Genomic DNA, 26,796 nt, shown 5'->3' with positions numbered 1-26,796 from the left:
AATTGACGTTAACGTTAACTTCAAATGTTTTTTGTATATTATCAAAATTCTTATATTTAAACAAAAAAGAATGATATCTGTCTTAGATATCATTCTTCTCTGTTCTTATGCTTTTTTTTATTCCAATCAAAAGGAATGTTGGTCCATTCAAAAAATAGATACCCAAGAAACACCAACAAACTTACCATTATATTCTCAAACCAAGAAATGGGCTGACTACTTATTAATTGACATATCGTTCCCGTTAAAAAGAAGATCACCGCAAAAGAAAGGCTATTCTTTAGCATGATTTCCCCCCTTATGTAAATAAGTTATTTTCTCCCTATCTTTATCATTATTTTGATCAGCACGATAACTATCTTTAGAAGAAGCTTGATAAACCTTTAAATATTGCTCGTGATTTAATAAATAGTACTTACTATTTTCAACTTGTTGTAGCATTAATTCTGCTAAGGGAATTCCAGCAAAGCTAGGTAACGTATCGATAATTCCAAACTCAACCGACAAACCCTCTTTCATAAATTCATGTTCATGCAAATCGACTAATTGATATCCCAGCGATACCATCACATCAACAATCTTTGGCCACTCAAAAACATTCTGATCCGGAGGTACTGCCCACCCTCTGTCATCACCTGGCACATGAATATCTAAATCTCTTGCTTGCCAATCCACTCCTGTCAAAAGCTCAAGCCCCACCGAACCCATTAACAAAGGAATGATATTCACTTGATTCAGCGCTTCTGTTATTCTTAAAAACTCTTTGAATTTAGGATTGTTCACATGTGGCCCTCCTCGTTACTTTCTTTTAGCCGATATTTTAAGATTGCTAGATGATGTACAATGCATGCTCATATTTTGCCGCGATTTCTTTGCCCGTATTGTTCATACTTTGCTATTACTATTAGCATTGATTTTCTCTTTAACCTGGCTTTTATCTTGATGACTCTCTCTATTTGCTTTGATTCCTCTTTTTACGTGGCTTTTATCTTGATGACTCTCTCTATTTGCTTTGATTCCTCTTTTTAGGTGGCTTTTATCTTGATGAACTGTGCTATTTGCACAAGTTCACCTTTTCCATGACTCATTTCTTGATGGGACTCTCGATTAGTTCCGAGTTTGCCTCATAGCATCTTACTTAAAATAATAAGAGTGAAGGATGAGAGCCATGATATACTCTGATCGATCGTCGGTTACATTTATGGATTGTACATTACTTATCAAATGATTACGCCGCAGTAAGCCTTCTTTCTTGTTATCTCTCATTAGCGAGATCGATGAAGTAACCGTCAATGCATTTGTGGTCCAGGTTTCCTCTTCTATTTCAAAAAAAATCACTTCCTTCAGCTTGGATATATTTTTCACATTCATTACTGTGTTAGCTTTGCCAATTACGATACCATTCTTGTAAATCAGCCATTGCTCCTGTTGAGAAAACCCCCTACTTCTTTTCCAACGTACATCAAAGGAATCCTCTTCTATATATATGCGCAAAGATAAATACCAGCGTAAATCAAAGATATCACTCACAACATATTGCCATCTCTGCGTGAAATATTGCTGAATGAAACCGCGTTTTTCCTCACCCTTAAAAAGCGGCTTTTTATTCATCAATGTTCGTTGCAGATGATAAAACGACCACCCGTCTTTATCAGGAGGTTGATAGGTATCTTCTTTTCCAGCCATCCGTTTACTTACTAAATAAATAATAAGCGCGGTTGTTGGGAATAAAATATCGCAGCCCAATGCCACAGGTTAAATGCATTAAACAGCATGAAGCGTACAAACAAAATGAACGATAGCAAAACAAATAGTAAATTTAACTTAACCAAACAAACACCCCTTCGTTTACATACGAAAAAAATGGTAAATAGTTTCAATTCTAAATAAAAAAGCCTACTTCTAAAGTAGACTTCATCGTTCAAAACCATAACTCTCTTCTACCTTGCAAATACGCACCTGATAGTTCTCATACCAGTCCGATTTTCCTTTTTCCTGTGCGACTTTATGAGCCGTATGGTCTTTCCACCTTTTAATATCCTCAAATGTTGCCCAATATGAAACTGTAATTCCTAATTGTGAGTCTCTGGCACTTTCGATCCCGAGGAAACCTTCTTCCTTTTGCGCTAACTCCTCCATGGCCAATGCCATTTTTTCATACCCGTTATCGCCAATTGTCCTTTTGGAAGTAAAGATCACAGCATAATATGTTGATGGTAGCTCCTGCATGATTGACCTCCAATAAATGAGATATTATTTACAAATATAATGTAAAAATAGTACAGGCACAGCTAGTTTATATTTCGTTTCAACAGACACCGAGTTGCCATCAGCAAGAAAATTCTTGATGTCTTCTTCGCTCACTCTTGTATAAATAGAATCTTTACGCTTGAAGAACTATCTCTACATAAACAGATGTCAACCGAAGAACTAGAGAACAGAGTAGATGCCATTTTTCAAACGTGGGTTTGGAGTCATATCAGCTTTTCTCGAACGATTAATCATTAACAAAATCAAACCCTTAATTCACCACGGAAACCTCTAGCCCCGTAGTATGAATCGGCGCCGTTATGGTAGACAAATACATGATCATAGCGGCGGTCACAAAATAATGCACCTCCGAGGTTTCTAATATTCTCTGGGGTCTGTATCCAGCTAGATGTTTTAAGGTCAAAATTTCCTAGCTGCTGCAATGATTCATACTGTTCTTCAGTAAGAATTGTAATGCCCATCTCATTTGCTAAATCCATCGCGCTCGTTTCTGGCTTATGTTTTTTTCTTGCCTCAAGTGCCTCTCTGTCATAACAAACACTGCGGCGCCCCTTTGGACTTTCTTTTGAACAATCGAAAAAGAGGTACTCGCCTGTGGATTCATCATAGCCCACCACATCAGGTTCACCTTCTGTTCTCTCCATTTCATGAAGGGACCACAGCTTGTCCGGCTGTGCAACTAGTTTTTCTTGCACGTTCTCCCATTCAATACCTTCATGTCTTTCCAAATTCTTCTCAAACCGCAATTTTAAAATGGATAATAACTCTTCTTGGTTTTCTGCTGATAACTTTTTAGTCATTCTTTTTAACCTTCCTTTATCTCATACTTTTTCGTACGAATTGTAGTAGTTTTTCTTTTCCATGTAAGCATTGCTCCATCGTTACAATACAAAAATATGGTTGACTCATCAAGTCCCCTAGGAAGCAATCATCATATATAACCTGCACAAACAAGGTTTTCCTTGGGGAAGACTCAGGTAAATCACGATAGATATTACTTATCTCTTCATCTACTGTCCTTGTGACGGCCAGTTCCCCCGTTAGACTCTGCCACCATACTTTAAAAGATTGATAAACTTCATTAAAGCTTGTATGATCCATAAACAAGCCTTCAAAAAAGAAGTTTTTATGATTATAAAATAATTTTTCTCCATTAAATCGATTCTCCGCCACAAGCTGAACCGTTTCTGCCCACTTCTCTTTATAGCTATCTTCAAAGTTTTGACTAAAAGCATACTCTCTAATCATATATGGAAATCTGTACTCACTCTTTTTCGTCTGATTACCATATATGTTTTGAATATAGATAAAAAAATCCAACGCAGGACAGGCTTCAGTCATGATATAGAATTCCTTATTCATCTAGCCACCACCTGACCTCCAATTATGTATACGGTTTTACTTTTACAAAATGCTTCTCAATAAAAGAAAGCACGCAGTCATTGCCAGGCACAGTTATTTGCTGAAGTGCCTCCTTGAATGTGAACCAGGCATAATCGCTATGCTCTTCGTTCAATTTCACCTGCTCTTCTTCGCCAACAAAGCCCACAAAAACCGGCGCCATATAGATAAAATCACTTTTTGGATGATAGTACTGCTCAAATGTATTGCTGACATATAAACGAATATCCGTTAGGCCCGTTTCTTCTCTCACTTCTCTTAATGCTGCTTCCCACGCCTTCTCATCCTCTCAATAGCACCACCGACATAGCACCATTCGCCATAAAAAGGCTCTGTATTCCTTTTCATAAGCAGGACCAACGTATCATTCTCATACTTTTTTAATAAAACAACGGCTATGCCATTACAGTAAATGGGGAGATTCGTCATAGAAAAACACCTCACTTATTTATTCGATTAGATAAAGCCATTTCCTTTAAAGGGTTTGCTTTTACTAGTGTCGAAATTGAAATATACAATTGTAAACCTTTATTTACTTCCAAAGGAGACTGGACACTAAGATGATACCTTTGATATATGACCAAATGTACAAAATTGGACCGGGAGATAAATTTTTATTATCTATCATTAACAATTTACAGACTCATCATTTAGCAGATTTAGGATGTGGTACAGGGAGATTAACGAGTTACTTAGATACGAAGGGATATGAAATTACAGCAATTGATCCCGATAATGAGGCGATCGACGTCGCTAAAGGTAAAGGGTTAACAAATGTCCAATGGCTCGTAGGCGATAGTCGACTCTTGCAGGCAAACACATACGATGCTGTCATCATGACAGCAAATGTTGCCCAAGTATTTTTAACGGATGAAAGCTGGTCAGAAACGCTTTCTGATATCCATCAGGCTTTACAACCTAATGGCTCCCTTATTTTTGATTGCCGCAACCTTCATGCAAAAGAATGGGAGAACTGGATGGAGGATGAGACACCTGACTATACAAATCATCCCTATACTGGAGAGAAACTTACCATTATTTCTTCCTATGAAGGGATGGAAGATGATGTTTTCACCTTCTATGAGACCGTTCAGTATTGTGACAACGGTGAACTCTTCACTAGGAGAAAGCATCAAATAAGGTTTCGCACGCTCAAAGATATTGAAGGCTCTTTAACAAGAGCCGGGTTTACAATCAAATCATGTTACGGAGATTATCAAGATAAACAAGCGAATGATGATTCCGTTAGTTTTGTTTTTCACTGTAAGAAATAAAGTGAGTAAAGTCAGTGGTGTGGTCACTGGCTTTTTTTAGCATGCTTGCTCTATTTCGCTACTGCCTCAAATGTAAGCGATTGATGAGCATTAGTAGGATATAGCCCTTGTTCATAATCGGCTGAAATAATGATGCTGTGGAAACCTGTTGTCTCAAGAATGTTCCTAAACTCTTCGACTCCGTACCAACGTAGGGGAAAATGTTCCAATTCTGTTTGTATCAGCTGCCCATCTCTCCACTTTTCATAACGATGGTGAGAAACCGTGTACTGTTTTATATAATCGACTTCAATCACCTTTTTCTCCAGCGTAATTATATCGCCATTTTCTGTTCTCCATGTCTTAGTCGATGCTTGATTTAGAGTAACGTCCGGTTGTAAAAAAATATCTACGATCAACTTTCCACCTGGCGAGAGATGGTGGTGGAAATTCTTTAATGCCTTTATAGAGTCCTCTCGCTCATGCAGCAACAGAAAAGTACCTGTTGGAATAATTATCGCTTCATATTTTGCTGGTAAACTAAACGACTCCATTTTCCCGCTAAATACATTGGTCTCAAGCCCTCTTTCTGCACAATGACGCCGACATATACGGAGCATCTCATCTGATACATCAAACCCTTCAACTGTAAAACCAGCTTCCAAAAGGGGAATAAGCGTCCTCCCCGTACCCACTCCAGGTTCAAGAATCCTGCCTTTACAAGTAGCTAATCTATCTCGGTAAAAGGCAATGTCTCCAAATGTTGAACCTATGTATTTATCTAAATCATATACTTCAGAAGAAAGTTTACTATAATAACTTAACAATGACTCTCACATCCTTCCTAAAGGAGCATGTCTAACTTATTTTTACTAGATGAATAATAATGAATGTCTTTACCTTTACTCTTTGCATATTGTATTTCCTTTCGCGTACTCTCTCCAATGTATTCATCCTCATCAATTACATAAATGGCGTCACTCAAATCAATCTTTCTTAAATGTAACTCTTGTAGCATATGTAACTTCTCATTCGATAAATAAATGTCATCACTATGTTCAAATAAACCAAGACTTAAAACGATATGACCATGGTAAGTCAATGCCGCTTCTGTATGTATAAATTGTTGTTTAAATTTGGTTGAACCACAAAGTGTAATAATCAACCCCATACCCCTCTCACTTAGCCATTTTAACAAATTATAATACATTACTTAATATTTAGAAAATTAAACAACGAGTACTGATGTCGTTTAAATATTATAAGGAGGCTGAACCCCCCGCGTTAGGTTCAGCCTTCTTAGTCTTTATTTCCCTATAAACATCTTCACCCAATTATAATCATTACTTTCCATAACCTATGCCGATTTCTGTAAAATTACCGTTTAATATATTTGCTCTATGACCTTCAGAGTTCATCCAGCCTTGGACAACCGCTTTAGGTGATGTATAGCCTTTAGCAATATTTTCACCAGCAGTAAGATAGGTAACCCCATTTGCCGTTAACATTTCAATTATACGATTGTAAATAAATTATAAATAGTGTAAAATTACACTAAAAAACAAGAAGGTGTCTTGATTGAAAAACAAGCTGTTAGTTTTCTTATTAACTATTAGTCTACTGCTGAACATATATTACTTCTGCAAATGGTTCTTATTAGAACAATGGTCTGCTGCAACAAGAGAAGAAGCTATTATTTTAAGTGAAATGATACTAAAAACGGTTGAAAGTGAGGATTACTTAGCTTTAAGGGAAAGAGAAAAAATCATTGCCATCGAATCAGATATTAACAAGTTTAAAGGTGGCGTCTTCCCGTATTATATGGAAGTCAGCGTTAGAACTGAGCAACAAACGTACCTATTTTATTGCAGCGATAAGCAATGTTCGAGTATGGCAAATGGAGGTTTAAGTTATTCCATCTATGAAGAGGAAAAACCGCGCCTTCCATTTCAAAATACGGACTAATAAAAATTACTACAATCCAAAATAACCTAATTTTATAAAGCTCGAAAGGAGAGGGATGATAAAAAACCTATTTACAGGCGTGTATTTGAACCAAAGCACGACAACCACGGCTCAAGTCGTATTATTTATTTTGAAAAGCGTGATATAGCTTTAACATCTCCAACAGAATTTCTTTATTATAACCCGTTTTTTCATGAATTTTCATTACCCACTCATCGATACCAACTAATGGACTTTCTTTCATTAGTCCATGATTCGTGCTCAAAAAGCTGATCCAATTCGTAAATTCCCAGTGCGCTACTTCTGTTTGATAAGGAACTCTACATTCGAGTAAGGGAGTGGGCTTAAGGAGATTTTGTGAATGTTCAGCTGCTTGGAGAAAAACATCACAATCAATCGGGCGTGTATCATATATTTGTCTTGACTCTTTCCCATTAGGTCTATGATAGCGCACCTCGACCATAAATTCATTCGGTATCAATTGTATTTTAGCACCTGGGAAAAAACCGCCTAGTTTCTCACTTGTAAAATTTGCTCGTTTCTTATCTATTAACACCGGATTTAACCATTGATCTCCCAAATCACATAAGTAGCGGCCACCATTATCGTCCAGTGCAATTACTGCTACATGGGCATTTACTGTCCCTAGATTATGACCGATTGGAAATGCTTGAATCTTTGCTTGTCGAAAAGCATCCAACAACCAAATGGCTAAATCAAAACAATTACCCGCCAGGCCATATTGATCTCTTTGTTCCTTCATTAAGGATAGTTCTCTTTGCTTTCTCTCACTTCCCTTTTGGTAATGCCATATTTTCGTTAGATTTTCCATTGGGAACGTGTTAAATTGATCCCAAACACACTGGATACTTTCGCTTGCTCTCATTATCATTCACATCCATCTTCTTTCTTTTCTAACCCTTTCTATTCCACCTTTCATAATCCTCCTTTTTCAAGCAAGCTATGAAAATATCATTTGTACATAATGTCATTATATGGTACCTTTTATTTGCAAGATAATTGGCTCAAAAACATACAAACAAGGAGTTAACCATGAGAAGGCTTCTACTACTTACACTTACACCATTACTACTTATTACGCTAACAGCATGTATGAATAAGGACGAGGAAGAAACCACAGATCAACCCGAAGATATCGTCATTCCAACGCAAATTGAGAATAATATATTTAAAGTCAAGCAACCGTTTGAGCCAGCTATGGCACGAGGTGCAATTACAGCAAATGTTTCTAATAACTACGATATCACTGAGATTGAACTAGGGTTGATGGATATCACTTCTGAATATTTTTCACCAGAAGACCACCTTTATCAATCAGGTCAATACATAGATAGTGACTTGCTCAATGAATTACTTGCTAGAGAGTCTAATGATACGCCTAATGGGCTGAACCCTAAAATGAAAGAAACAAAAGATCGACTGGAAGATGAGGAAAAAACCCCTAAAATCATCTCTCATATTCACGAACAAAATTATTTAAATGACAAAGGAAAAGTTGTTGGGATTTCATTAGCTATTTCTATCAATGATTACTACCATATTCGAGTAATGGATGATGCCGGATTAGTTCACACAGGTGAAGTAAGAGTGAATGAGGTTTATAAAGACAAGAGTTACAACGAAAAATATGCGAAAAACATCGCAAAAAATGTTATTTCTGCCGTCAGAGGGATTGAAAATGTCCCTAATGTACCAATTATCTTATCTATCTATGAAGAGGCAGGCCAAAATGAAATTACACCTGGCCAATTTCTTGCTCATACTTATATTGATAAAGGCAAACAAGGTATCGGCAGCTGGGAAGAGGTTGAAAAAGACCAATATGTCTATCCTTCAGATGAATTAAATGAAGTGGATAAAAGTCTCCATGATAGTCTCAATTATCTATCAGATGACCTTCTTACCTACTTTACAAATTTAGATTTGAGATTAAACGGCGATATTAATTATGAGCATGATAATTTAACGAATATAGAATTAAAAATCTATGCACCAGGTATTTCAAAGGCCGAGTTAACGAGCATTCTTAACTTTTGCGGTACGAAAATTAATTCTATAGCAGGCGACCATGTGCCCGTCTCCATTCGCATCATTAATGTAGATGAAGAACTTGGGCTCATGATTTGGGATACAGAGAACAAAGAGATCTTAACGGAAATATTATAAAAGTAGGGCTTCTTCTTTAAAAAAAGGAGGAGCCTTTTCTACTGCTTTTAACTGTTTGTCCAATCACTTCCTCTCCTTTATCAATAAAATAATTATAAGTAAAGGAGTGATAACTTGAAGCTATCAGAAACAAAAGGCGTATATGATCTCGTTGTAAGTTTAGGCTGTTGGTGTGGTCCTGCCATCTACACAAAAGAGCATCATCTAAGAAAAAATTCATTCCCTTTTGATTGGATACAGTCGCCACATCTTAACATGGTCAATCAGCTACTTAAAAACAAGTTTAAAAATTACATGGAAAAAGATCACATGGAGGAAAAGAATATTACCGCACATTTCGTCCATGAAGGACAAGTCATTTATGAAGAAGGAGGAACCACTCCTGCAAGGGCTCATTTTGTTCATGACCGTCTATATCAAATTGATTCTGTCCACGATTTCCCTATGATTGCCAACCAACAGTGGACCGATCAGTACCCAGCATTCAAACAAAAACTCAACAAGCGCATTCAAAACTTTCTCACAAAATTACAAACTAGCAAAAAAACCTTATTCATCCGATATGAATGGGAAATTGCAAAATACGAAGACATTATTGAATTGCAAACGACTCTCTCCAGAATTATCCGCGGCCCCTTCAACCTCATTATCATCCAACAAGTAAATGTACCATTAGAACGACCACTCATTGATGAAGAATGGCCACATGAAGGAATCTGCTTCGTTAAAATACCCGTTAACCATCATTATGATAAACAAATATGGAATGAAATCCTTACTGATGTGAGTTTGAGGAAGTAAAGACAGTCGATAATGCACTGTCTTTTTTATTTAGTACTTAGATATCGAAAGGAATTAAGTGTGTAGCTATAGCAAGGAGCTTACATATTTTGATCACTGCGCCTCTCACCCCTAGACCAATTGTTTTGATTTTCTTATAAATGATGATAAATTCTTTTGTTCGGCTTTCGTGAGTGGTTTTCCTTTAAGTGACGTGCAAATCCAGTTTGCTCAACTTTCATTGAGGGGTTTTGGTTTGAGTGATTCGCAATTTCATTTTGCTATCCTCTCGTTGGGAAATTTCTGTTTGAGTTACTCGCAAATCAGTTTGTTAACCTCTCGTGAACAGATTCCCTCTTGAGAGACTCGCAATTCCGGTTTGCTTACCTCTCATTAACGGATTACCGCTTGAGGGACTCGCAATTACAGTTTGCTTACCTCTCGTGAACAGATTCCTACTTGAGGGACTTGCAATCACAGTTTGATCACCTCTCCTTTACAGATTTCCTCTTGAGGGACTTGCAATCACAGTTTGCTCACCTCTCCTTTACAGATTTCCTCTTGAGAGACTTGCAATCACAGTTTGCTCACCTCTCGTGAACAGATTCCTACTTGAGGGACTCGCAATTACAGTTTGATCACCTCTCCTTTACAGATTCTCTCTTGAGGGACTTGTAATTACAGTTTGATCACCTCTCCTTTACAGATTCCCTCTTGAGGGACTTGCAATCACAGTTTGATCACCTCTCATTAACAGGGGTTCCACTTGAGAGACTTGCAATCACAGTTTGATCACCTCTCCTTTACAGATTTCCTCTTGAGGGACTTGCAATCACAGTTTGATCACCTCTCGTGAACAGATTCCTACTTGAGGGACTCGCAATCACAGTTTGATCACCTCTCCTTTACAGATTTCCTCTTGAGGGACTTGCAATCACAGTTTGCTCACCTCTCCTTTACAGATTCCCTCTCGAGGGACTTGCAATCACAGTTTGCTTACCTCTCGTTAACTCATTTCCGTTTGTATGACTCGTAATTTATGCATACTTGGCTCTCGTTAGCCAATTTCAGCCTGAATGAAGAGCAAAAATTCAACATCTCTGAGGATGGTGCACAAAATTGATTTTTCCCTTTTCTATCTCTCTCCAATTGAGAAGGGCTTAAAGGTGAGATATCCCCTCCTATTCGACGGTGTCTCTTTTTTCCCGTTATCAACATATATTAGTATCCCAAGAGCGACTGTTTTCCTTTTTTCCCGCAGTTCTTAAACCGACTTTGACCGACTAGACAAGAGTTTCTCTCTATTCCTCCTCACTCTTAAACACATCAACATCCATCTTTTTTATGTATAAAAAGAACCTCACACCAAAATGGTATCAGGTTCCGTACTCCTTATTTGTTCAAGAATAACCTGGCAAAGATAAACTGACGAGTTGTGCATCTGCACGCAGGGAGTCTCTTAAGGTTGTTTCCACACAGGCAACTAGTGGAATCGTGATGATAATGATGCCATTTTCGAATTCAAACTCAAGACCTGGGCAGACCTCATCGCATTGCACTTCCGTTTCTGCTCTTCCTGTTCTCGTATTTACTATGATCTTCAAACAAATATCAAAACAACTTTTATGACTACATGCCATTTCCATTCACTCCTTGTGTTTATTGATAGCCTGGTAAAGATAAGCTTGTTAGCTCTGCACTTGCACTTAAATCATCTTTTAATGTCGTCTCCACACACGCTACAAGTGGTAAAGTGATTTGAATGACACCATTTTCAAATTCGAACTCGATACCACCGCAAGCATCATCGCACTCAACGGACGTTTCTGCTCTTCTGTTATTCGTATTTACCACCAATTTTAGACACACATCAAAACAACTTTTATCTTTACAAGCCATTCTTTTTCTCTCCTTTTTTTTGTAAATTCCCTAAATATATCATCGCCTCTAAATGATCACCGACGATGACTGAAGTAGTGGGGGCTAGACATCCTTTTCGATTAGCATAATGAGTATGCGGGCGAAAGCGATTGATTTTATCCACTTCAACATGGTGTACATTTTCGACTACACAATGATTAACAAGTAACTTTACGTAAGCTAATACAGGATTAGCTAGTGACCCAACACCGACTTTTTCAATACTTTTCCTACTCAAGGCATGGGGGACAGCAACAGTGGAACCCACACCTAAATCAGCTCGATTACATGCTACATTTATTGCGTATTTACAGGCAGTAACTAAGTGAAGTGGCCAGTGCTGTTTTAAGCTAGCATTGAGGTCATTTACTGCAACATCAACGCCCCTCTCTACAGCCTGTACAAATGGCTGTAAGTCTTCCATCGCGATGACAAAATCGCCATCAACAAATAACAAAATCTCTCCGGTGGCAAAGTGGGCACCTATCGCTCTACCAGTATCTAAACCTAGTTTTTCAGCAAACTGAATAACCGTTGCCCCTGCATCATATGCATGAACCGCTGTCTGATCATTTGACCCATTCACTACAACGATGATTTCTAACGGACCTAATCGCATACACTCCTCAATTACTGCCTTAATTCGTGCTTGTTCATTTTGAGCTGGGATGATAACTGATAACTGGGATAAGGGGTTGTTGGCATGGTCATTTTTTCTAATAGTTGGCTGATGGCCCTGGATAACAGAATCTAGTACATCTAATCTTCTTTCACCATCAGAAAACTTTGATCGGCTATTAGGCGGGAACCTTTGTGTGTAAGCTTGTAAATAATCGTCTATTCTTCTCCTGTCATCTTTCCTATCCCACACTTGATTTTGCAGCTGAAAGATATTACGAATAGGAAGCTGATGTGACAATACATAGCCTTGTTGAACTAATTTCACATGTGCTTCAACAGGATTGCTAAGCGTATCGATACCAATAGTATCTACTGCTTTTCTAGAGAGTCCATAAGGGACGAACACGATTTGGTCTATTTTTAAATCCGAACGATGGATAAAAGCATTGGTTATTTGCGGGAAAATAGTAGAAGGAATGTGGCGGTGTTTTTTTTGAAATTCATAGTCCATATTATTGAGAACAGCGTCCGCGCTATTGTCCATCAGAGGTTGTAAAAATTGCTGGAGCGTTGGTACCGTAATATGTTGGTTGAGATCTAAAAATAACATACATGATCTTGTTGCCTTTTTTGCCCCGATGACATGTGCTTCGTAGACATGTTGCCAAGCATCATTTACTACGAGACGAAACGGATCAACATTTAATAATTTATGGGCAACAAAGATTAGCTCAACATTTGTGATAGATTGATAGGTCTGGATTAACTTACTCACATACTGATTACTCGCATCCCGACTAATAGGAACAATCAAAGATAAACACGAACCATCCAAAAAGCATCGTCTCCTTACATCTTTAAGTGGCATCACCCCCTTACAAGGAATATAGTATCGCTTGTTCATTTCCCTGTTTTTAATACATGCCTCGTATCAATGATATTTTCTACTTTCGATAAAAGTTTATAATCCAAATTACTATGGTCCGTAAGAAGCAGGGTTAATTGATACTTTGATAATGTCTCGTTTGTTAACGGAACAGATTGATAGCTTTTATTTTCAAGAACAACTGTTGGTACATAAGGATCGTGATAGTCTACCTGATAACCTTTTTGCAAGAGTTCGTTAAAAATTGTTAAAGCTGGGGATTCACGGACATCGTTCACATCCCTTTTATACGCTAGGCCAACAACAAGGATTGCCCCGGTCTCCCCTGCTAATTCAGCTTCTACTTTTTTGACGATTTTTTGAGGCATCGTATCATTAATTTCTCTTGCTGCTGCTACGAGCTGACTGCTTAAGCCGTATTGATTGAGCTTCCATTGTAAATATATCGGATCAACAGGGATACAATGTCCACCTATTCCCGGACCAGGCCAATAAGGAGTAAATCCAAATGGCTTTGTCGCAGCTGCCTGCAGGGCTTCATAAAAATCAATGTCTAATCGTTCACATAGCTCGTCCAACTCATTCACTAGTGAAATATTGACTAATCGCTGTGTATTTTCAAATAACTTAGCTAACTCTGCAACTTTCGGCGAGCTTACTGGCACAACTTCAGCAAAATACTTTGCATAAAACTGATCAATTTTCGCAAGAGAGCTCTCTGTTTGACCACTAATTACTTTTGGGATAGAGGCTAACGTATATTGCTTATTTGCAGGATCAATTCTCTCGGGTGAATAACATAAGTAGTAGTCTTCCCCAGCTTTAAAGTGATGGCGTGTGAATATAGGCTCAATCACCTCTTCTACTGTTCCCGGATAAGTAGAGCTTTCATAAATAATCGTTTGTCCCGTCTGTAAATATTGGCAAAGATAGTTAGTAACGGCAATCATCGCTCTTAAATCCGGTTCATGATGTTCGTCAATTGGGGTTGGAACTGTGACGATGATATACTCAGCGGCTTTAAGCAAAGCTATAGCTGCATCCGTATGTTTTGGAATGAAATTTAGAACCGCTTGCAGCTCTTCATCTTTTACATCAGGAATATAACTGCTCCCTTGCTGTAATAACTCAATCTTATGAGTATCTTGATCGATGCCCGTTACATGACAGCCCTTTTTTGCTAAGTGGAGAGCCAGTGGGAGACCAACATAGCCGAGACCAATAACAGCAACTCTATCTATTTGACCTTGGAGCATGTCCCATTTTCGATTGCCATCTGTATAACCGCATCTCTGATTGAACGATAGTAAATATGAAAATGCTTCAATGTGGTCACCTAGAATCCGGTCAGTTGATTCGACCCGACCATCGGCTTGCCTGTGATGCTGTTTTCTAATTTTATTTGGCTTGACGACATCGACATAATGAATGGATTCGACTTTAAATCCTTTTAGAATTGCCTTTGCTTGAAATAACGGTGGAGACATTAATGTGAGGATACCAATCTCGTCAATCACTTTCCTGCTCATTGCATGTGGAATAGCAGTGAGAGAATTAACGGTGAGGTCCTCTCTTTTCAGTGCCATATTCAGAAGGTACTTAGCAGCACTCACAGAATGCAACGGATGGGCACGGTCGAGCAATATTTCTAAATCATTTAAAGCAATATCTGCCCCTTCTTCTACAGCATGTATAAAAGGGGTTAAATCTTCTGCTTTGATAACAAAATCACTATCTAAGAACAAACAGATATCTCCTGTACTGTGAAGCCCACCAATCGCTCTTGGAATGTTATGTCCGAGTGCCTGGTCAAACGCAATCACTTTCACACCTGACTTTTCTACCTTTTCCTTTGTTCGTTCATCTGCTCCATTTAACACAACAATGATTTCATCAATGCCTGCCTTCTTTACCTCAGCAATCACTTCAGCAATCGTATCCGGCTCCTTCCCTACAGGAATAATCGCACTATACTTCGCTCGTTTCTCTTCCTTTACCGAAAAGGCTTGTACATATTCCTTAAAAGATTGCCGATTTCGCCTGCCATCGTTTAAACCACCGCGATATCCTCTCTCTTCAATCAGTTGGGCCACTGCACGTAAATGGTCACCAATTATTAAACTTGTTGAAAATGAAAAAGAGGAGCCCGTAATCTTCTGTTGATGTTTCGGTCGAATCTTATTTGTAGCAATCACATCAATGGCTACTGGTGCACTCATCTTTAATTCTTTCATCACAGCTATACTATGAGCTAATGGCGGACAAGCTAAATTCTCCCAACCAATTGTATCAAGCGCTGATTTTTTCATCACATGAGGAACAGCGACTAAGGAATTAACGGATAACTCACCTTTACCTAAAAAATGATTAAGAGAGAACTTTGATACTGCTGTCGGATGTGGTCTAATGGGGCGCTTCATTGTCCAGCTTAAATCATTTAGGGCAATATCAGCCCCATCCCGAATGCCATCAAGCAGTGCTTGTAGCTCCTGAGCTCTAACGACAATATCACCATCAATAAAAAGAAGCGTATCCCCTTTTGCCTCCCTTGCACCAATTGCTCGTCCAATATCCACCCCTAGAGGTTCTTTATAAACAAGCTTTCTACATTCAAATGCTTCCGCTATTTTCTCCGATCCATCTGTTGAACCATTCAAAACAGCGATGATTTCATATGGCTCAATCTTCACTAACTCTTCTAAAACGGCTGACAACGTAGATTCTTCATTCTGAATGGGAATAATAACAGATAGATTCATAACACTTCACTTCTCTCCTTCAGCAAAATTAATAGTCTCCTTTGTGCTAACTATAGCCTTTTCCATCACAAACCCGAGAAAAACACTAAGTAATATCAATATATACAGCTTGGCCAATTTTGTTCTCGGACAAGTATACAATCTATGAAAGATGGTGCGATAGACAGGGTAGATTGGTTTAATTATGGGGGCATTGATCCGATTCGGCACTAAAAAATATATTATTACTATTCGTTAGGAGATGTTAAAGTAGATATATATGTATTTAAGGGGGAGTACAAATTGGAATTCGAGTTGAATTTTATTTGGATTGCCGTCGGTTTAGCATTACTTGGCTATTTCATAGGCAATGGGTTGAAGCAATTTAGTAGTAAAAATGAAGGTAATATGAATCATTTACTTGTGGAGCAAAGCCACCTTCATCTTTACTTTTATTTAAGTGAAGCAGACATGAAGGATCTATTACAGAAGCATCCTCACGCACCAAAAGTCATTCTTAATGGCAAGCATTATTACCATCTACATAAATTTCGCAAGTGGCTTGAATCTGATGATATATATCACTCATGAAGAATTTATTTTGACAGCTTCCATTTATTATGCTAATCTATCTGTAAAATTCAAAATATTATAAATATGTAATTCTCTTATTCAGAGAGGTGGAGGGACTGGCCCGATGAAACCCAGCAACCTTTAACAATTATTTGTTAAAAAGGTGCTAATTCCTGCAAAGTGTAATAGCTTTGGCAAATAAGAGAGGATAAAGACCTCTCTATTTTTAATTAGAGAGGTCTTTTGTATTTTCAAAACTTAATAACAAAGGCAACAGATGCATGATTGCTTAAAAGGGAAGCCCGGTGGAATGCCGGCACGGTCCCGCCACTGTGAAGGAGAGCGACTTATCATTGACCACTATTTCATAATAGAAATGGGAAGGGATAACGAGCGATAATCCGAAGTCAGGAGACCTGTCTGTTGTTTGCACTTAGACTCTACGGATGCATAGAGAGGAGTGATGAATACGTGTTGAGCAAATCAAATGGTCTCAACTCTAGTTAATATTGCGTATGAATCTCTCATTTAATAATAAATAGAGAGATTTTTTGTTGAGAAAATACAATCTAAAGGAGTGTTTAAATTGACTGAAGTAAAAAGTTCAAATGTAGGTTATCCAAGAATTGGCGAGAAGCGGGAGTGGAAGAAAGCTCTAGAACAATTTTGGAGTGGTAAGTTGAATAAAGAGACTTTTCTGCAACAAATGGAAGTCATTCGTTTATCCTCTCTCGAGAAGCAAAAACAACTTGGCGTTGATCTCATCCCGGTTGGCGATTTCACACTGTATGATCATGTCCTTGATACAGCTGTGATGTTTGGACTTGTTCCTGAGCGTTTTACATACAGAGGTGGGAAAGTTGATATCGAAACGTATTTTGATATTGCCAGAGGGAACAAAGATGCCGTGGCAGCTGAAATGACCAAATGGTTTAACACAAACTATCACTACATCGTGCCAGAACTCAACAACCTCACGCCAACACTTGCTGAAAACCGGCCACTTGCCTTTTATAAAGAAGGAAAAGAGAAGCTTGAAATCGACGGGAAACCGGTTATCTTGGGCCCGATTACGTTTGTGAAATTATCAAAAGGCTATAAAGAAAGTGAATTCAAATCAATCGTCAATCAATTCGTTCCTCTTTATGCACAAATTTTAAAAGAATTACAGCAAGAAGGTGCCTTGTGGGTACAAATCGATGAACCTATTTTAGCAACTACCCTCACAGAAGAAGACATCTCACTCTATCAAGCAGTTTACCAAACATTACACGAGGCAGCACCACAGATAAATATCATTTTACAAACGTATTTTGAAAGCATCACTTATTATGAAGCTGTTACCTCTTTACCTGTGCAAGCGATCGGCCTTGATTTCGTCCATGATGCAGGTCAAAACCTCGCTTCCTTACAAAAATTCGGCTTCCCAAGTGATAAAGTATTAGCTGCAGGTGTCATCGATGGCCGTAATATATGGGGCGCCAAACTTGATAATAAGCTCTCTCTTATAGAAGAAATTACAGAAATAGTTCCGAAAGATCGCTTAATCATCCAGCCTTCATCCAGCTTATTGCATGTACCCGTTTCAGTCAAAATTGAAGAAACACTTGATCATACATTAAAGACCGCACTCGCCTTTGCTGATGAAAAATTACAAGAAATCGTAGTGCTAACGAAAGGAATAAGAGAAGGAAGAGAGGAAATCCAAGATGAGATAAACGAGAGACGAACTGCTATCGAGGCACTAAATCAATCTTCTATTAGAAACAATCAACAAGTACAAACAGCCATTCAAAACTTACCATCATCACTAGCAGAGCGCGAAGCACCTTATTCTGTTCGTCAAGCAACACAAAAAACATCCTTCCAACTACCACTCCTACCTACAACAACGATTGGAAGCTTCCCACAAACACAGGAAGTGAGAAGAAATCGTTTAAAATGGCGTAAAGGAGAGTTAACTGCTACTGACTATCAAACATATATCAAAACGGAAATTAAAAAGTGGATTGATATTCAAGAAGAGCTAGGCCTTGATGTGTTTGTTCATGGCGAATTCGAGCGCACAGATATGGTCGAATACTTCGGTGAAAAATTAGCCGGATTCCAATTCACAAAATTCGGTTGGGTGCAGTCTTATGGCTCTCGTTGTGTCAAACCACCACTCATTTATGGAGATGTCTCATTTGAACAGCCAATGACAGTTACAGAAACAGTCTATGCCCAGTCCTTAACAGATCACCCGGTAAAAGGTATGCTCACTGGTCCGATTACGATTTTAAACTGGTCATTTGTCCGCGACGATATCCCTCGTTACGAAGTCGCAAACCAAATTGCCCTTGCCCTTCGAGAAGAAGTAGAAACACTAGAAGCAAATGGTATCCGGATGATTCAAGTAGACGAACCAGCCATTCGTGAAGGATTACCACTCAAACAAGAGAAGTGGGAAGATTATCTGAACGCTGCTGTTTATGCTTTTAGACTAGCCACCACTTCAGTCAGAAATGAAACACAAATTCATACGCATATGTGCTACTCCGATTTCGAAGACATTATCTCAAGCATTCAAGCACTCGACGCTGATGTCATCTCCATTGAAACATCAAGAAGCCACGGCGAACTCATTCACTCATTTGAAGAAAGCACCTACGAACAAGGTATCGGCTTAGGTGTATATGACATTCACAGCCCTCGGGTGCCACAACTCGACGAACTAACGAAAAACATCGATCGTGCCTTACAAGTACTAGACCCACAACTTTTCTGGATTAACCCTGACTGCGGCCTCAAAACAAGAGGCATTGACGAAACCGTCGCAGCCCTAACAGTCATGGTGCAAGCTGCCAAACTCTCGCGGGAAAAATTACTTGTAAAAAAAGGAAAATAAACAAACAGAAATCCGAACGATTATACATTCGTTCGGATTTCCTCGTTTAATAGTACAGTGTTTAGTTTCTTATCCATCTTCTTCTGATAAGAACCATGGTTAAATCTCTTTTCGTTAAATTCACCAATCACATTCCGTACCCGGACATTATGGATGATTAAGTTGCGATAAATCTCATTCTGCAAATAAGCATTAAACCAACTATAATCCTTTAACTTCCGCAGATTATTCGTCACATCTGCTTGCGTGACTTGTGTAATAAAAGGGGCGAAAGAAATAATACTTATCATATTTAGGAACAGTTTTTTCATAGTGGGTGCATCCTCTCTTATTTATTCAGATTACTGTTGGTTGGGTATTTGTACCTTTTCGTTTACCAAATCAGAGATGATACTACGTCAAAACCAGTTCACATTCGCACTCAAAAAACGAACACCACTACAATCAAAACGACGAGGAGAAGCTCTAGACCATTTGCGGCCTCATCTTGCTTATTTTCATTAATTTTCTTCCGATATAACCTTTGTATCTTTCATTTGTAATTGTTATTCATACGAGTACCCCTTTTATCCTAATATTTATCAATCGTTACCCCTAAAACTGATGCCCTAATGATACTTATATCTCTAAACCTTTCCAACTCCTCTGGTGTGCCGCTTATCATGGCTCCACTAATTAGCGTTTCTGATTCATCGTTATAATAAGGATCGTCTTCTGAAACACCATATCCATAAGCGTTATCACCATTCAACACATGATGCAGGTCAGGATCTCCTTCTGTTGGTTTCGGTGTGTGCTCATTAACCCATAACCAGTCGATATTCTCCACACCCATGATATTACCCAATTCTTTAGGAGTCATCGGTTCATCAAATGATATTGCTACTTCTACTAATGTGTTTTTGGCGAGTCCTACAGCTATATCAATTTCCTGAGGTAAATAACTGTAGTTGATTCGAGGGTAATAAAAATCAACAATACGCTCATTATTCATTTGGTTGTACCGAACAACCCTTTTAGTTTCTTCATCTACCTTATTTCCTTCAGTTAAACCGCTCTCTCGACTAACAAGCTTTATTCTACCTATCGCTGGATATTCATTTGTCTCTTTATTCCAAACAAATTGTCTTCCTCCAATTTCCTTAAAATAGACCGTCTCACCAATGGCGCTAAAGAGATTATAATGAAAGGTAGTATTATGGCTGATAATACCTGCTCCTTTCGACCAACTGTTTAAATCCTCATCCATACCACTTTCTATTTTTTTATTGATAAGATATTGAACACCACTAAAAACTAAGAAGATTAAAATAAGAACGGATATCGTAGAAATTAAAAAATATAAGCCAAATTGCTTCCATCTTGCCTTTCTTACTGAACGCCGGAATAGTGAATCACTAATAAAATCCATTTCATCCTTTTTATGATTCGTCATCACGTGCCTCCTCCAAACACTTCAATAATTTCTTTCGAGCGCGGTATAAATTAATCTTCACAGCGCCAATGCTTATCCCCAAAATGATAGCTATCTCCTCATATGTGAAATTTGATTGATATTTTAATAGTAGAATCTCTGCATAAAAAGGTTTTAACTGATTGAGTATACTAGACAATTCTCTCGCACGTTCTTTTGAGATAACTAGCGCCTCGGGGGTTTCCGTACTTTCCGGCTCACCACTATGTTCATCTAAATTAAAGTGGTATTTCTTATTTTTGCGACATTGGTCATAATGGTAATTCAATGCCACACGAATTAACCAACTTCGTACCTTTGATGAACGAATCGTGTCAGATAATTTGATATACTTAAGCGCTGTTTCTTGCACAGCATCTTGAGCATCTATGTGGGGTACCCCTTTTTTTAATAAATATTTATAAACAATATTTAACTCTCTATTCAAGACATCGATATTCAACGCTTCTCTCATATCCCTCCTCCTATGCTTATAAGACGAAACAGATAGTAGTAATGTTAACAAAATTCTAAAATTAATATTAATATCTAGCATAATAATGTTTCAAACCATAATAAAATAACCACAGCATGAGCTTAAACTGTGGTCTCGATAATTAGCACTCTTTTATATGGTGATAAATTATATTTTATATAGTGTTCACTAAAGTAAGACTAAAACAGGATATCAATCAACAGCATTAGTCTCCCCTTACCCCATTTCTGCAAAATAGCCAAATAATATAAAGAAAACGATCGCTAAGATGAATAAGGTAATAATATAAAAAATCAGTAGGATTCTTGCAAGAAACCCGTTAAAGCGATTATACAATTCGTTAGCAGTTAGTTCCGTTAAAGCAAAGAAAGGTATGGATAAAATCATCAGAAACACAAAATCCTCTGTTATCCAGCTGTAAAATTTTCCACCAGCTCTACTACTAAAAAAATACAAAATGGCTAGGAACATATTAATAATTAAGAAGAATCCTAGCATGCTGAATAAGACCGCGATAAAACCTATCATACTATCTGATTTACACCTCACAGGAAATTTACTCATAAAACTTCTAGAAATAGATATCTTCATTATATTACCATTATTTACATTTATATAAAAAACAAAATTTATTAAAGAGCAGGAAAGTAAAAATCAAAACCAGCGTAAGCGAACTGTCAGCACACTACAATACAAAAAAACACACAAGGTAACGAGAATACCTTGTGTGAAAGGAGTTATTTTACTTTCTGAGCATGGCGCGAAGCCGCTGCACCAGCTAATTTACCAAAGACGGCGCCAGACATTAAGCCTGAACCGCCGGGATAATTCTCGTAGAAGATACCGCCAATCATTTCTCCAGCAGCATATAAGCCTTCGATTGGTTTATTCGATTGATTGACTACTTCCCCTTCGATTGTTGTCGCTAATCCCCAAAATGAGAACGTAATCCCGCAAGTCACAGGATAGGCATAGAATGGGCCTTCACTTATCGTTTGTGCCCAGTTAGATTTGGCTGGGGTAATGCCTTTTGTCGACTTACCGTCCTTTTCTGAAGGATTGAATTCACCTTCTTGAACCGCTGCATTATAGTCAAAAATGGTTTGTAGGAATTGTTCTTTATTTATATCTAATTGATCTGCAAGCACTTCAAGTGTAGCTGCTTCAATGACGGTCGCTTCTTCTAAATCATACTCCGCACGTAAGATTGGGCGAACTTTAGCATCATAAATTTGGTAGGCTATATTTTTCGGTTGCTTTAATATTTCTTTACCATATTTTGCATAGGTGTAGTTACGGAAATCGGCTCCCTCGTCTACAAAACGGTGACCTTCCACATTGACCATCACGCTATAAGGGTAAGAATGCTTTTTGAAAATATCACCTGGTTTTTGGAAATCACCTACTCGTGGGGCATTGGCATCTGTTCCAATGGCATGACAGCCATTCCGTTGACCAAACGTTTGCGCACCGATTGATACCGCCATATCAATCCCATCACCCGTGTTAAACTCAGTCCCTCTAACGATTGCTTCGTTCCACTCCATTCCTAATGCTTCCGCACGTTTCTTTTTGTCCGCTTCTATACTTCCACATGCTAAAACAACACTTTCACATTGAATCGTTTGCAGTTGCTCTTTTGTTTGCACTTCAATCGCCACCACTGCCTCATTTTCCGTGACAATATTTGTGGCTGCACTTTCATACCAAATTTCAATTCCCAACTCTTCACAGCGATGAAATAAGCTGCGCATTAAGCCGATTCCTTTATCAACGGTTTTAACTGGTAAACCGCCCCAGAAATGAACCTTTCCTTCTTTTTCAAAAGATTGGTTCGCATAGTTCAACTCAAATACGACACCTTGTGTTTTCATCCACTCAATCGTTGGTAAGGATTGATCAACTAATTGACGAATCAACTCAGGTTTACTTTGATTTTTTGAAACTCTCATAATATCATTATAGAAATCTTCTGTGCTGTATTCAGGCATATCAATTTTATTAATCGTGTCCTGATCTAAATCAATCACTTTCGTAATAGCATCTAAGTTTTGATAAGCTACACGAATGGCGCCGTCAGTAAAAAATGAATTACCACCACGTTTTTCAATTGGTCCTTTCTCTAATACGAGTACCGAACTCCCTTGCTCTTTTGCAGATATCGCTGCACATAATGCCGCATTTCCCGCCCCAACAATTACTACGTCATATTTAGCCATCAAACATATCCCCTTTATTCGTTGATAGATTAACTATAAGGAATGATTAGAAATAAATAAAATACATAATTTTTAAACATATCCATAAAAATTTTTTATCACTTGAATATCTTCCACTTTAATACAGGTAGAATAACTATATAAATGAAAAGCATGCGGAATAATTGAAAAATCGTTACCTCTGTAGCATCTGCTTGTAATGCGGTAGCGATGAGCCCCATTTGATCCATTCCACCTGGAGCTGTGCTTAAATAGCTGGTGGCAAAATCCATATCAAATAATAAAACCATTCCCTCTGCAATTATAAAGGTGATGATTAACAGTAATATTGCACTACTAATCCCTCCTATTAATACGCGAACGGGTAATCGTAAAGATTTCGGATGTAACAGTAATCCAATGTACGCACCGATACAAAGCTGTGCTATATGCAACAGGTGACTATCCATTGGGGCTAAATCTACTTTAAATAGACTTAATAGCAAACCCATAAGGACAGGCGTTAAAAAATGTGGCACCGGCAATCTTAATTTTTTCCCAATTGGCAAAAACAGAAGTCCCAATAGGATTAGACCGATATTATGCAGAACATTGTTTGAACTTTGCATGACTGATTCCGGCGCCTCTCCAGTTAGGGAAACAATAATCGGAATAAGCCCAACAACAAACAGAACACGAATGACATGAAAAAACGTTACTATAGCTACGTTAATATTCTCTTGTTCCTCTGCAAAAATAACTAATTGAGATAACCCACCGGGAATACTAGCTGTTATCGCTGTCGCAAATGGTATTTTTGCCCATATTTTCAAAAGATAGGCTAATCCAAAGCAACATACACTTAAAGAAATATTGAGCATGAGCATAAAAAGTAAAGTGTCTTTCATCGAGACTAATATATTAAGAGTAAAAAGCTGACCAATTGCCGTCCCTACTATAAGTAGCCCAATATTTCGCATCATAACGGGCCACTTCATAGGTATTTTCCATATCAGTTGTGTGAGCAATACGCCAAATAACGAGCCTAGCATCCACGGCATAGGAAAGGAGAGTAATTGAAAAATGCCTACACCAACTATCGCTACAATCACCACTGTGGCAATAGGAAGAATTGCGCGCATTAAATCCCCTCCAAAGATTAAACACTACTACCTCCAGTAATTACGCCTACTAAATCAAAAACAACAGCCGTAAAAAAACTCTCCAGATTCAAATTTATTTTTCCTTTTACAGAATATATGATATATTCCAATGAATAAAATAAATAAATTTCAGCGACACCGATAAAAAATTTTTATATCAATGCGGAAGGAAATTGCTATGAACCTTAATGATTGCCACCTATTAATTGATTTGTACAAGACGAAGAATATTACACACACTGCTAATAATTTGTATACATCGCAGCCTGCTCTCACCTATCGTATTAAACAGCTCGAAAAAAAATATGAAATTGAGTTGATTGTACGAGGGTCAAAAGGAATTGACTTTACAGAAGAGGGGCGGATTCTTTATGAACATGCAGAACAAACCTTACATAACGAAAGATTACTCGTAGATCAACTAGCTAATCTAGCTGAAGAAATAAAGGGCACGATCTCAATCGGCGCTTCTGGTTTGTTCGCGCTACACCACCTCCCCAGAATATTGAATGCCTTTAAAGAGCTTTACCCTAATATAAATATACAACTGAAAACGGGATGGAGCAGCGAAATGAAAGAAGCACTCAATGCGGAAGAAATCCATTTAGCCATTATCCGCGGTAATTACTCCCTAAATGCAAAGAAATGTACACTATGTAATGAAGAATTATTTATCGTATCAAAAAATCCGTTTCAAAAAGAAGATATCCCTCACCTACCATTTATCACTTATAAAACAGATCCACCCTTAAGTCTCATAATTGATAAATGGTGGCGTACCAATTTTCAAAAGCCTGTACATCCAAGTATCGAAACTGATCAAGCCGCTACATGCAAAGAGATGGTAAAGTATAACGTTGGTATCGCCGTACTACCCGGTATCAGTATCGAAGGTGAAGAAGACTTATACACCATCTCATTAAATGACTTTGGAGAAGACATTTATTACCGAGAAACCAGTCTCTTCTATAACCCATTCGTCGAAAACTTACGTCATGTTAAATTATTTATAGATTTTTTAAAGAGTCATTATAATGTGTAAATTGCTGAGGAGGGGGCCAATCGTTAGCGTTTGGCTCGTCTTTAAAGCGTCTGATAAATACTATTAAAAGCTTTTTTTGACCACTAAAAACGGATTTATTTTGGCCTGAATTCACATTTTTTAACGTCCGATAAAAATTCAGGGTAGTAGTCGCCTTCCTAAAGAAAAATGCTATCGTCTGCTGTATCGTTTGATCTTTCGTTTTCAAACTGTCTGTACCTTAACATTTATACTTTAAATGTTTGAATCAAGCATAGCTCATCGTCAATCATATCTTGCTTTTCTTCGTATGGAATATTGAACTCTTTATATATTTTTCTCCAGAAAGATACTGCAGTTCTATTTTCAATCAGTTCAATGACGTAATACTTTCCTTGTTTCTTATGAAATATCTCTTTAATAGCCCGCGTACTATTTCCTTTCCCTCTGTATTTATTAAGCAAGAAAATATCATTCACTGCAAAATCATACTCTTTCCTTAGAAACGGACGCTCTAATAAGAGGATAAACCCTATAATACGCTCGTCTATCAAGATGAAATATGGGGATAGCCCATCTACTTCCCAAAACTGATCAAACCCCTCGTATTCAAAGATACCGTCTGGCCCAATATCCAGTGTTGATGTGTATCTTGAAAGGTCATGAAGGTACAGGGAGTAAAGGTTTTTTAAGATATTCTTTTCTGATTTTAATACTTCTCTAAGCGCCACAGGCATTATATAAGCTCCTCCTTTTTAATCTACCTATTAGCCCCCATTAGGGCTGGGACATATATACTTCAGCGAAAGCTGTATCGAATGAATAGGAACATCTATCTTTTATTCATTCGGATTACTTTATCGATTATATACAAATATTAAAAGACTAGTGTAATGGAGCGGAAGACACTCGACTCTTGCGGGAAGTAGAGGGAATGCTGAGATCCCGCAAGCAATGCTGAGGAGGCTCAAGGTTTCCTCCCC

At 38.0% G+C, this 26,796-nt stretch carries 31 protein-coding genes, 1 pseudogene and 2 riboswitches; of the genes and pseudogenes, 7 read left to right on the top strand and 25 right to left on the bottom strand.

The window, feature by feature from the left end; all coding sequences use genetic code 11:
* Nucleotides 1–89: 89 nt before the first annotated feature.
* From MKY26_RS18740 to MKY26_RS18705, 9 genes are all read right to left on the bottom strand, one after another.
* The gene (locus MKY26_RS18740; RefSeq protein ID WP_095371014.1) at nt 90–287 is read right to left on the bottom strand and encodes a hypothetical protein; all 198 of its coding nucleotides are present in this window, start codon (nt 285–287) and stop codon (nt 90–92) included.
* The gene (locus MKY26_RS18735) at nt 274–783 is read right to left on the bottom strand and encodes a phosphoribosylanthranilate isomerase (protein ID WP_341049439.1); all 510 of its coding nucleotides are present in this window, start codon (nt 781–783) and stop codon (nt 274–276) included. Before MKY26_RS18735 ends, MKY26_RS18740 begins: the two co-directional genes overlap by 14 nt.
* Nucleotides 784–1,134: 351 nt before the next feature.
* A complete protein-coding gene (locus MKY26_RS18730) occupies nt 1,135–1,686 on the bottom strand; it encodes a hypothetical protein (protein ID WP_341098310.1) in 552 nt (183 codons plus the stop codon).
* Between the two features lie 228 nt (nt 1,687–1,914).
* A complete protein-coding gene (locus tag MKY26_RS18725) occupies nt 1,915–2,229 on the bottom strand; it encodes an antibiotic biosynthesis monooxygenase family protein (RefSeq protein WP_322910247.1) in 315 nt (104 codons plus the stop codon).
* Between the two features lie 24 nt (nt 2,230–2,253).
* Nucleotides 2,254–2,364: an HTH domain-containing protein gene (locus MKY26_RS23400; protein ID WP_370873339.1), complete on the bottom strand. Its 111-nt coding sequence runs from the start codon at nt 2,362–2,364 to the stop codon at nt 2,254–2,256.
* 149 nt (nt 2,365–2,513) lie between these two features.
* Nucleotides 2,514–3,071, bottom strand: a complete 558-nt coding sequence (locus tag MKY26_RS18720; protein ID WP_289432618.1) for a DUF4256 domain-containing protein — start codon at nt 3,069–3,071, stop codon at nt 2,514–2,516.
* Between the two features lie 16 nt (nt 3,072–3,087).
* Complete coding sequence (locus MKY26_RS18715) at nt 3,088–3,633, bottom strand: hypothetical protein (protein WP_341098309.1); 546 nt, start codon at nt 3,631–3,633, stop codon at nt 3,088–3,090.
* 22 nt (nt 3,634–3,655) lie between these two features.
* Nucleotides 3,656–3,925 carry an NUDIX domain-containing protein gene (locus MKY26_RS18710; RefSeq protein ID WP_341098306.1) on the bottom strand — a complete coding sequence of 90 codons (270 nt, stop codon included), beginning with the start codon at nt 3,923–3,925 and terminating at the stop codon, nt 3,656–3,658.
* A gap of 5 nt (nt 3,926–3,930) precedes the next feature.
* Nucleotides 3,931–4,101, bottom strand: a complete 171-nt coding sequence (locus tag MKY26_RS18705; protein ID WP_341098305.1) for a hypothetical protein — start codon at nt 4,099–4,101, stop codon at nt 3,931–3,933.
* Nucleotides 4,102–4,232: 131 nt separating this feature from the next.
* Here MKY26_RS18705 and MKY26_RS18700 point away from each other — a divergent pair, with 131 nt between their 5' ends.
* The gene (locus MKY26_RS18700; RefSeq protein ID WP_095371023.1) at nt 4,233–4,946 is read left to right on the top strand and encodes a class I SAM-dependent methyltransferase; all 714 of its coding nucleotides are present in this window, start codon (nt 4,233–4,235) and stop codon (nt 4,944–4,946) included.
* 50 nt (nt 4,947–4,996) lie between these two features.
* On the opposite strand, the gene MKY26_RS18695 is transcribed toward MKY26_RS18700, so the two are convergent.
* From MKY26_RS18695 to MKY26_RS18685, 3 genes are all read right to left on the bottom strand, one after another.
* On the bottom strand, nt 4,997–5,752 hold the full coding sequence (locus MKY26_RS18695) for a class I SAM-dependent methyltransferase (RefSeq protein ID WP_341098302.1): 756 nt from the start codon (nt 5,750–5,752) through the stop codon (nt 4,997–4,999).
* A gap of 17 nt (nt 5,753–5,769) precedes the next feature.
* Nucleotides 5,770–6,096 (bottom strand): hypothetical protein, encoded by a 327-nt coding sequence (locus tag MKY26_RS18690; protein WP_095371025.1) that lies wholly within the window; start codon nt 6,094–6,096, stop codon nt 5,770–5,772.
* Between the two features lie 172 nt (nt 6,097–6,268).
* Entirely contained in the window at nt 6,269–6,433 is a 165-nt protein-coding gene (locus MKY26_RS18685; protein WP_445293129.1) for a CAP domain-containing protein, read from the bottom strand.
* A 70-nt stretch (nt 6,434–6,503) separates the two neighbouring features.
* On the opposite strand from MKY26_RS18685, the gene MKY26_RS18680 reads away from it, so the two are divergent.
* Entirely contained in the window at nt 6,504–6,890 is a 387-nt protein-coding gene (locus tag MKY26_RS18680) for a hypothetical protein (protein WP_341098300.1), read from the top strand.
* A 121-nt stretch (nt 6,891–7,011) separates the two neighbouring features.
* Here MKY26_RS18680 and MKY26_RS18675 read toward each other — a convergent pair whose 3' ends face one another.
* Nucleotides 7,012–7,776, bottom strand: a complete 765-nt coding sequence (locus tag MKY26_RS18675) for a hypothetical protein (RefSeq protein WP_341098299.1) — start codon at nt 7,774–7,776, stop codon at nt 7,012–7,014.
* Between the two features lie 167 nt (nt 7,777–7,943).
* Here MKY26_RS18675 and MKY26_RS18670 point away from each other — a divergent pair, with 167 nt between their 5' ends.
* Nucleotides 7,944–9,077, top strand: a complete 1,134-nt coding sequence (locus MKY26_RS18670; RefSeq protein ID WP_322910242.1) for a CamS family sex pheromone protein — start codon at nt 7,944–7,946, stop codon at nt 9,075–9,077.
* A 114-nt stretch (nt 9,078–9,191) separates the two neighbouring features.
* Nucleotides 9,192–9,878, top strand: a complete 687-nt coding sequence (locus tag MKY26_RS18665) for a DUF1796 family putative cysteine peptidase (RefSeq protein ID WP_095371027.1) — start codon at nt 9,192–9,194, stop codon at nt 9,876–9,878.
* 1,379 nt (nt 9,879–11,257) lie between these two features.
* Here the strand turns inward: MKY26_RS18665 and MKY26_RS18660 are convergent.
* The 5 genes and pseudogenes from MKY26_RS18660 to MKY26_RS18640 all read right to left on the bottom strand — a co-directional run.
* The gene (locus MKY26_RS18660) at nt 11,258–11,497 is read right to left on the bottom strand and encodes a hypothetical protein (RefSeq protein ID WP_095371028.1); all 240 of its coding nucleotides are present in this window, start codon (nt 11,495–11,497) and stop codon (nt 11,258–11,260) included.
* 19 nt (nt 11,498–11,516) lie between these two features.
* Nucleotides 11,517–11,756, bottom strand: a complete 240-nt coding sequence (locus tag MKY26_RS18655) for a hypothetical protein (protein ID WP_341098298.1) — start codon at nt 11,754–11,756, stop codon at nt 11,517–11,519.
* Complete coding sequence (locus MKY26_RS18650; protein ID WP_307315779.1) at nt 11,746–13,233, bottom strand: glycosyltransferase family 2 protein; 1,488 nt, start codon at nt 13,231–13,233, stop codon at nt 11,746–11,748. The genes MKY26_RS18655 and MKY26_RS18650 overlap by 11 nt, the downstream gene beginning before the upstream one ends.
* A gap of 65 nt (nt 13,234–13,298) precedes the next feature.
* Nucleotides 13,299–14,540, bottom strand: a complete 1,242-nt coding sequence (locus tag MKY26_RS18645; protein ID WP_322910328.1) for a nucleotide sugar dehydrogenase — start codon at nt 14,538–14,540, stop codon at nt 13,299–13,301.
* Nucleotides 14,532–16,043: pseudogene (locus MKY26_RS18640) on the bottom strand (glycosyltransferase family 2 protein); the annotation flags it as partial. The pseudogene MKY26_RS18640 and the gene MKY26_RS18645, both read right to left, overlap by 9 nt.
* Before the next feature lie 282 nt (nt 16,044–16,325).
* Between MKY26_RS18640 and MKY26_RS18635 the strand changes: the two are divergent.
* Nucleotides 16,326–16,613, top strand: a complete 288-nt coding sequence (locus MKY26_RS18635; protein WP_224938317.1) for a DNA-binding protein — start codon at nt 16,326–16,328, stop codon at nt 16,611–16,613.
* A gap of 74 nt (nt 16,614–16,687) precedes the next feature.
* A riboswitch (SAM riboswitch) is annotated at nt 16,688–16,800 on the top strand.
* Between the two features lie 53 nt (nt 16,801–16,853).
* Nucleotides 16,854–17,033: riboswitch (cobalamin riboswitch) on the top strand.
* 148 nt (nt 17,034–17,181) lie between these two features.
* Nucleotides 17,182–19,482 carry a 5-methyltetrahydropteroyltriglutamate--homocysteine S-methyltransferase gene (gene metE / locus MKY26_RS18630; RefSeq protein ID WP_341098297.1) on the top strand — a complete coding sequence of 767 codons (2,301 nt, stop codon included), beginning with the start codon at nt 17,182–17,184 and terminating at the stop codon, nt 19,480–19,482.
* A gap of 20 nt (nt 19,483–19,502) precedes the next feature.
* Here the strand turns inward: metE and MKY26_RS18625 are convergent, their stop codons facing one another.
* The 6 genes from MKY26_RS18625 to MKY26_RS18600 all read right to left on the bottom strand — a co-directional run bounded on the left by MKY26_RS18625 (nt 19,503) and on the right by MKY26_RS18600 (nt 24,771).
* Complete coding sequence (locus tag MKY26_RS18625) at nt 19,503–19,793, bottom strand: hypothetical protein (protein ID WP_095371033.1); 291 nt, start codon at nt 19,791–19,793, stop codon at nt 19,503–19,505.
* Between the two features lie 260 nt (nt 19,794–20,053).
* Nucleotides 20,054–20,917 (bottom strand): anti sigma factor C-terminal domain-containing protein, encoded by an 864-nt coding sequence (locus MKY26_RS18620; RefSeq protein WP_341098296.1) that lies wholly within the window; start codon nt 20,915–20,917, stop codon nt 20,054–20,056.
* On the bottom strand, nt 20,904–21,410 hold the full coding sequence (locus MKY26_RS18615; protein ID WP_095371035.1) for an RNA polymerase sigma factor: 507 nt from the start codon (nt 21,408–21,410) through the stop codon (nt 20,904–20,906). The genes MKY26_RS18620 and MKY26_RS18615 overlap by 14 nt, the downstream gene beginning before the upstream one ends.
* A 237-nt stretch (nt 21,411–21,647) precedes the next feature.
* A complete protein-coding gene (locus tag MKY26_RS18610) occupies nt 21,648–21,959 on the bottom strand; it encodes a hypothetical protein (RefSeq protein WP_233435324.1) in 312 nt (103 codons plus the stop codon).
* Nucleotides 21,960–22,168: 209 nt separating this feature from the next.
* Nucleotides 22,169–23,650, bottom strand: coding sequence for an FAD-dependent tricarballylate dehydrogenase TcuA (gene tcuA, locus MKY26_RS18605; RefSeq protein WP_095371036.1), 1,482 nt, complete (start codon nt 23,648–23,650; stop codon nt 22,169–22,171).
* A gap of 98 nt (nt 23,651–23,748) precedes the next feature.
* Nucleotides 23,749–24,771, bottom strand: a complete 1,023-nt coding sequence (locus tag MKY26_RS18600; protein WP_341098294.1) for an AbrB family transcriptional regulator — start codon at nt 24,769–24,771, stop codon at nt 23,749–23,751.
* Between the two features lie 199 nt (nt 24,772–24,970).
* On the opposite strand from MKY26_RS18600, the gene MKY26_RS18595 reads away from it, so the two are divergent.
* A complete protein-coding gene (locus tag MKY26_RS18595; protein WP_095371038.1) occupies nt 24,971–25,834 on the top strand; it encodes a LysR family transcriptional regulator in 864 nt (287 codons plus the stop codon).
* A 227-nt stretch (nt 25,835–26,061) separates the two neighbouring features.
* Here the strand turns inward: MKY26_RS18595 and MKY26_RS18590 are convergent, their stop codons facing one another.
* Nucleotides 26,062–26,550 carry a GNAT family N-acetyltransferase gene (locus MKY26_RS18590; RefSeq protein ID WP_341098293.1) on the bottom strand — a complete coding sequence of 163 codons (489 nt, stop codon included), beginning with the start codon at nt 26,548–26,550 and terminating at the stop codon, nt 26,062–26,064.
* Nucleotides 26,551–26,796: the final 246 nt, after the last annotated feature.

It is taken from the genome of Cytobacillus sp. FSL R7-0680, from assembly GCF_038009245.1.
Lineage (GTDB): Bacteria > Bacillota > Bacilli > Bacillales > Cytobacillaceae > Cytobacillus > Cytobacillus kochii.
Note: the sequence above shows the minus strand (reverse complement) of the source record. Positions and strands in the feature narration are given on the sequence as shown.

Excerpts from the sequence above, each read along its gene's own strand:
- MKY26_RS18740 (WP_095371014.1), bottom strand. The coding sequence starts at position 287 with ATGCTAAAGAATAGCCTTTCTTTTGCGGTGATCTTCTTTTTAACGGGA.
- MKY26_RS18730 (WP_341098310.1), bottom strand. The coding sequence starts at position 1,686 with ATGGCTGGAAAAGAAGATACCTATCAACCTCCTGATAAAGACGGGTGG.
- MKY26_RS18725 (WP_322910247.1), bottom strand. The coding sequence starts at position 2,229 with ATGCAGGAGCTACCATCAACATATTATGCTGTGATCTTTACTTCCAAA.
- MKY26_RS18720 (WP_289432618.1), bottom strand. The coding sequence starts at position 3,071 with ATGACTAAAAAGTTATCAGCAGAAAACCAAGAAGAGTTATTATCCATT.
- MKY26_RS18715 (WP_341098309.1), bottom strand. The coding sequence starts at position 3,633 with ATGAATAAGGAATTCTATATCATGACTGAAGCCTGTCCTGCGTTGGAT.
- MKY26_RS18705 (WP_341098305.1), bottom strand. The coding sequence starts at position 4,101 with ATGACGAATCTCCCCATTTACTGTAATGGCATAGCCGTTGTTTTATTA.
- MKY26_RS18700 (WP_095371023.1), top strand. The coding sequence starts at position 4,233 with ATGATACCTTTGATATATGACCAAATGTACAAAATTGGACCGGGAGAT.
- MKY26_RS18690 (WP_095371025.1), bottom strand. The coding sequence starts at position 6,096 with ATGGGGTTGATTATTACACTTTGTGGTTCAACCAAATTTAAACAACAA.
- MKY26_RS18685 (WP_445293129.1), bottom strand. The coding sequence starts at position 6,433 with ATGTTAACGGCAAATGGGGTTACCTATCTTACTGCTGGTGAAAATATT.
- MKY26_RS18675 (WP_341098299.1), bottom strand. The coding sequence starts at position 7,776 with ATGAGAGCAAGCGAAAGTATCCAGTGTGTTTGGGATCAATTTAACACG.
- MKY26_RS18670 (WP_322910242.1), top strand. The coding sequence starts at position 7,944 with ATGAGAAGGCTTCTACTACTTACACTTACACCATTACTACTTATTACG.
- MKY26_RS18660 (WP_095371028.1), bottom strand. The coding sequence starts at position 11,497 with ATGGCATGTAGTCATAAAAGTTGTTTTGATATTTGTTTGAAGATCATA.
- MKY26_RS18655 (WP_341098298.1), bottom strand. The coding sequence starts at position 11,756 with ATGGCTTGTAAAGATAAAAGTTGTTTTGATGTGTGTCTAAAATTGGTG.
- MKY26_RS18645 (WP_322910328.1), bottom strand. The coding sequence starts at position 14,540 with ATGCTCCAAGGTCAAATAGATAGAGTTGCTGTTATTGGTCTCGGCTAT.
- MKY26_RS18625 (WP_095371033.1), bottom strand. The coding sequence starts at position 19,793 with ATGAAAAAACTGTTCCTAAATATGATAAGTATTATTTCTTTCGCCCCT.
- MKY26_RS18620 (WP_341098296.1), bottom strand. The coding sequence starts at position 20,917 with ATGACGAATCATAAAAAGGATGAAATGGATTTTATTAGTGATTCACTA.
- MKY26_RS18615 (WP_095371035.1), bottom strand. The coding sequence starts at position 21,410 with ATGAGAGAAGCGTTGAATATCGATGTCTTGAATAGAGAGTTAAATATT.
- MKY26_RS18610 (WP_233435324.1), bottom strand. The coding sequence starts at position 21,959 with ATGATAGGTTTTATCGCGGTCTTATTCAGCATGCTAGGATTCTTCTTA.
- tcuA (WP_095371036.1), bottom strand. The coding sequence starts at position 23,650 with ATGGCTAAATATGACGTAGTAATTGTTGGGGCGGGAAATGCGGCATTA.
- MKY26_RS18600 (WP_341098294.1), bottom strand. The coding sequence starts at position 24,771 with ATGCGCGCAATTCTTCCTATTGCCACAGTGGTGATTGTAGCGATAGTT.
- MKY26_RS18595 (WP_095371038.1), top strand. The coding sequence starts at position 24,971 with ATGAACCTTAATGATTGCCACCTATTAATTGATTTGTACAAGACGAAG.
- MKY26_RS18590 (WP_341098293.1), bottom strand. The coding sequence starts at position 26,550 with ATGCCTGTGGCGCTTAGAGAAGTATTAAAATCAGAAAAGAATATCTTA.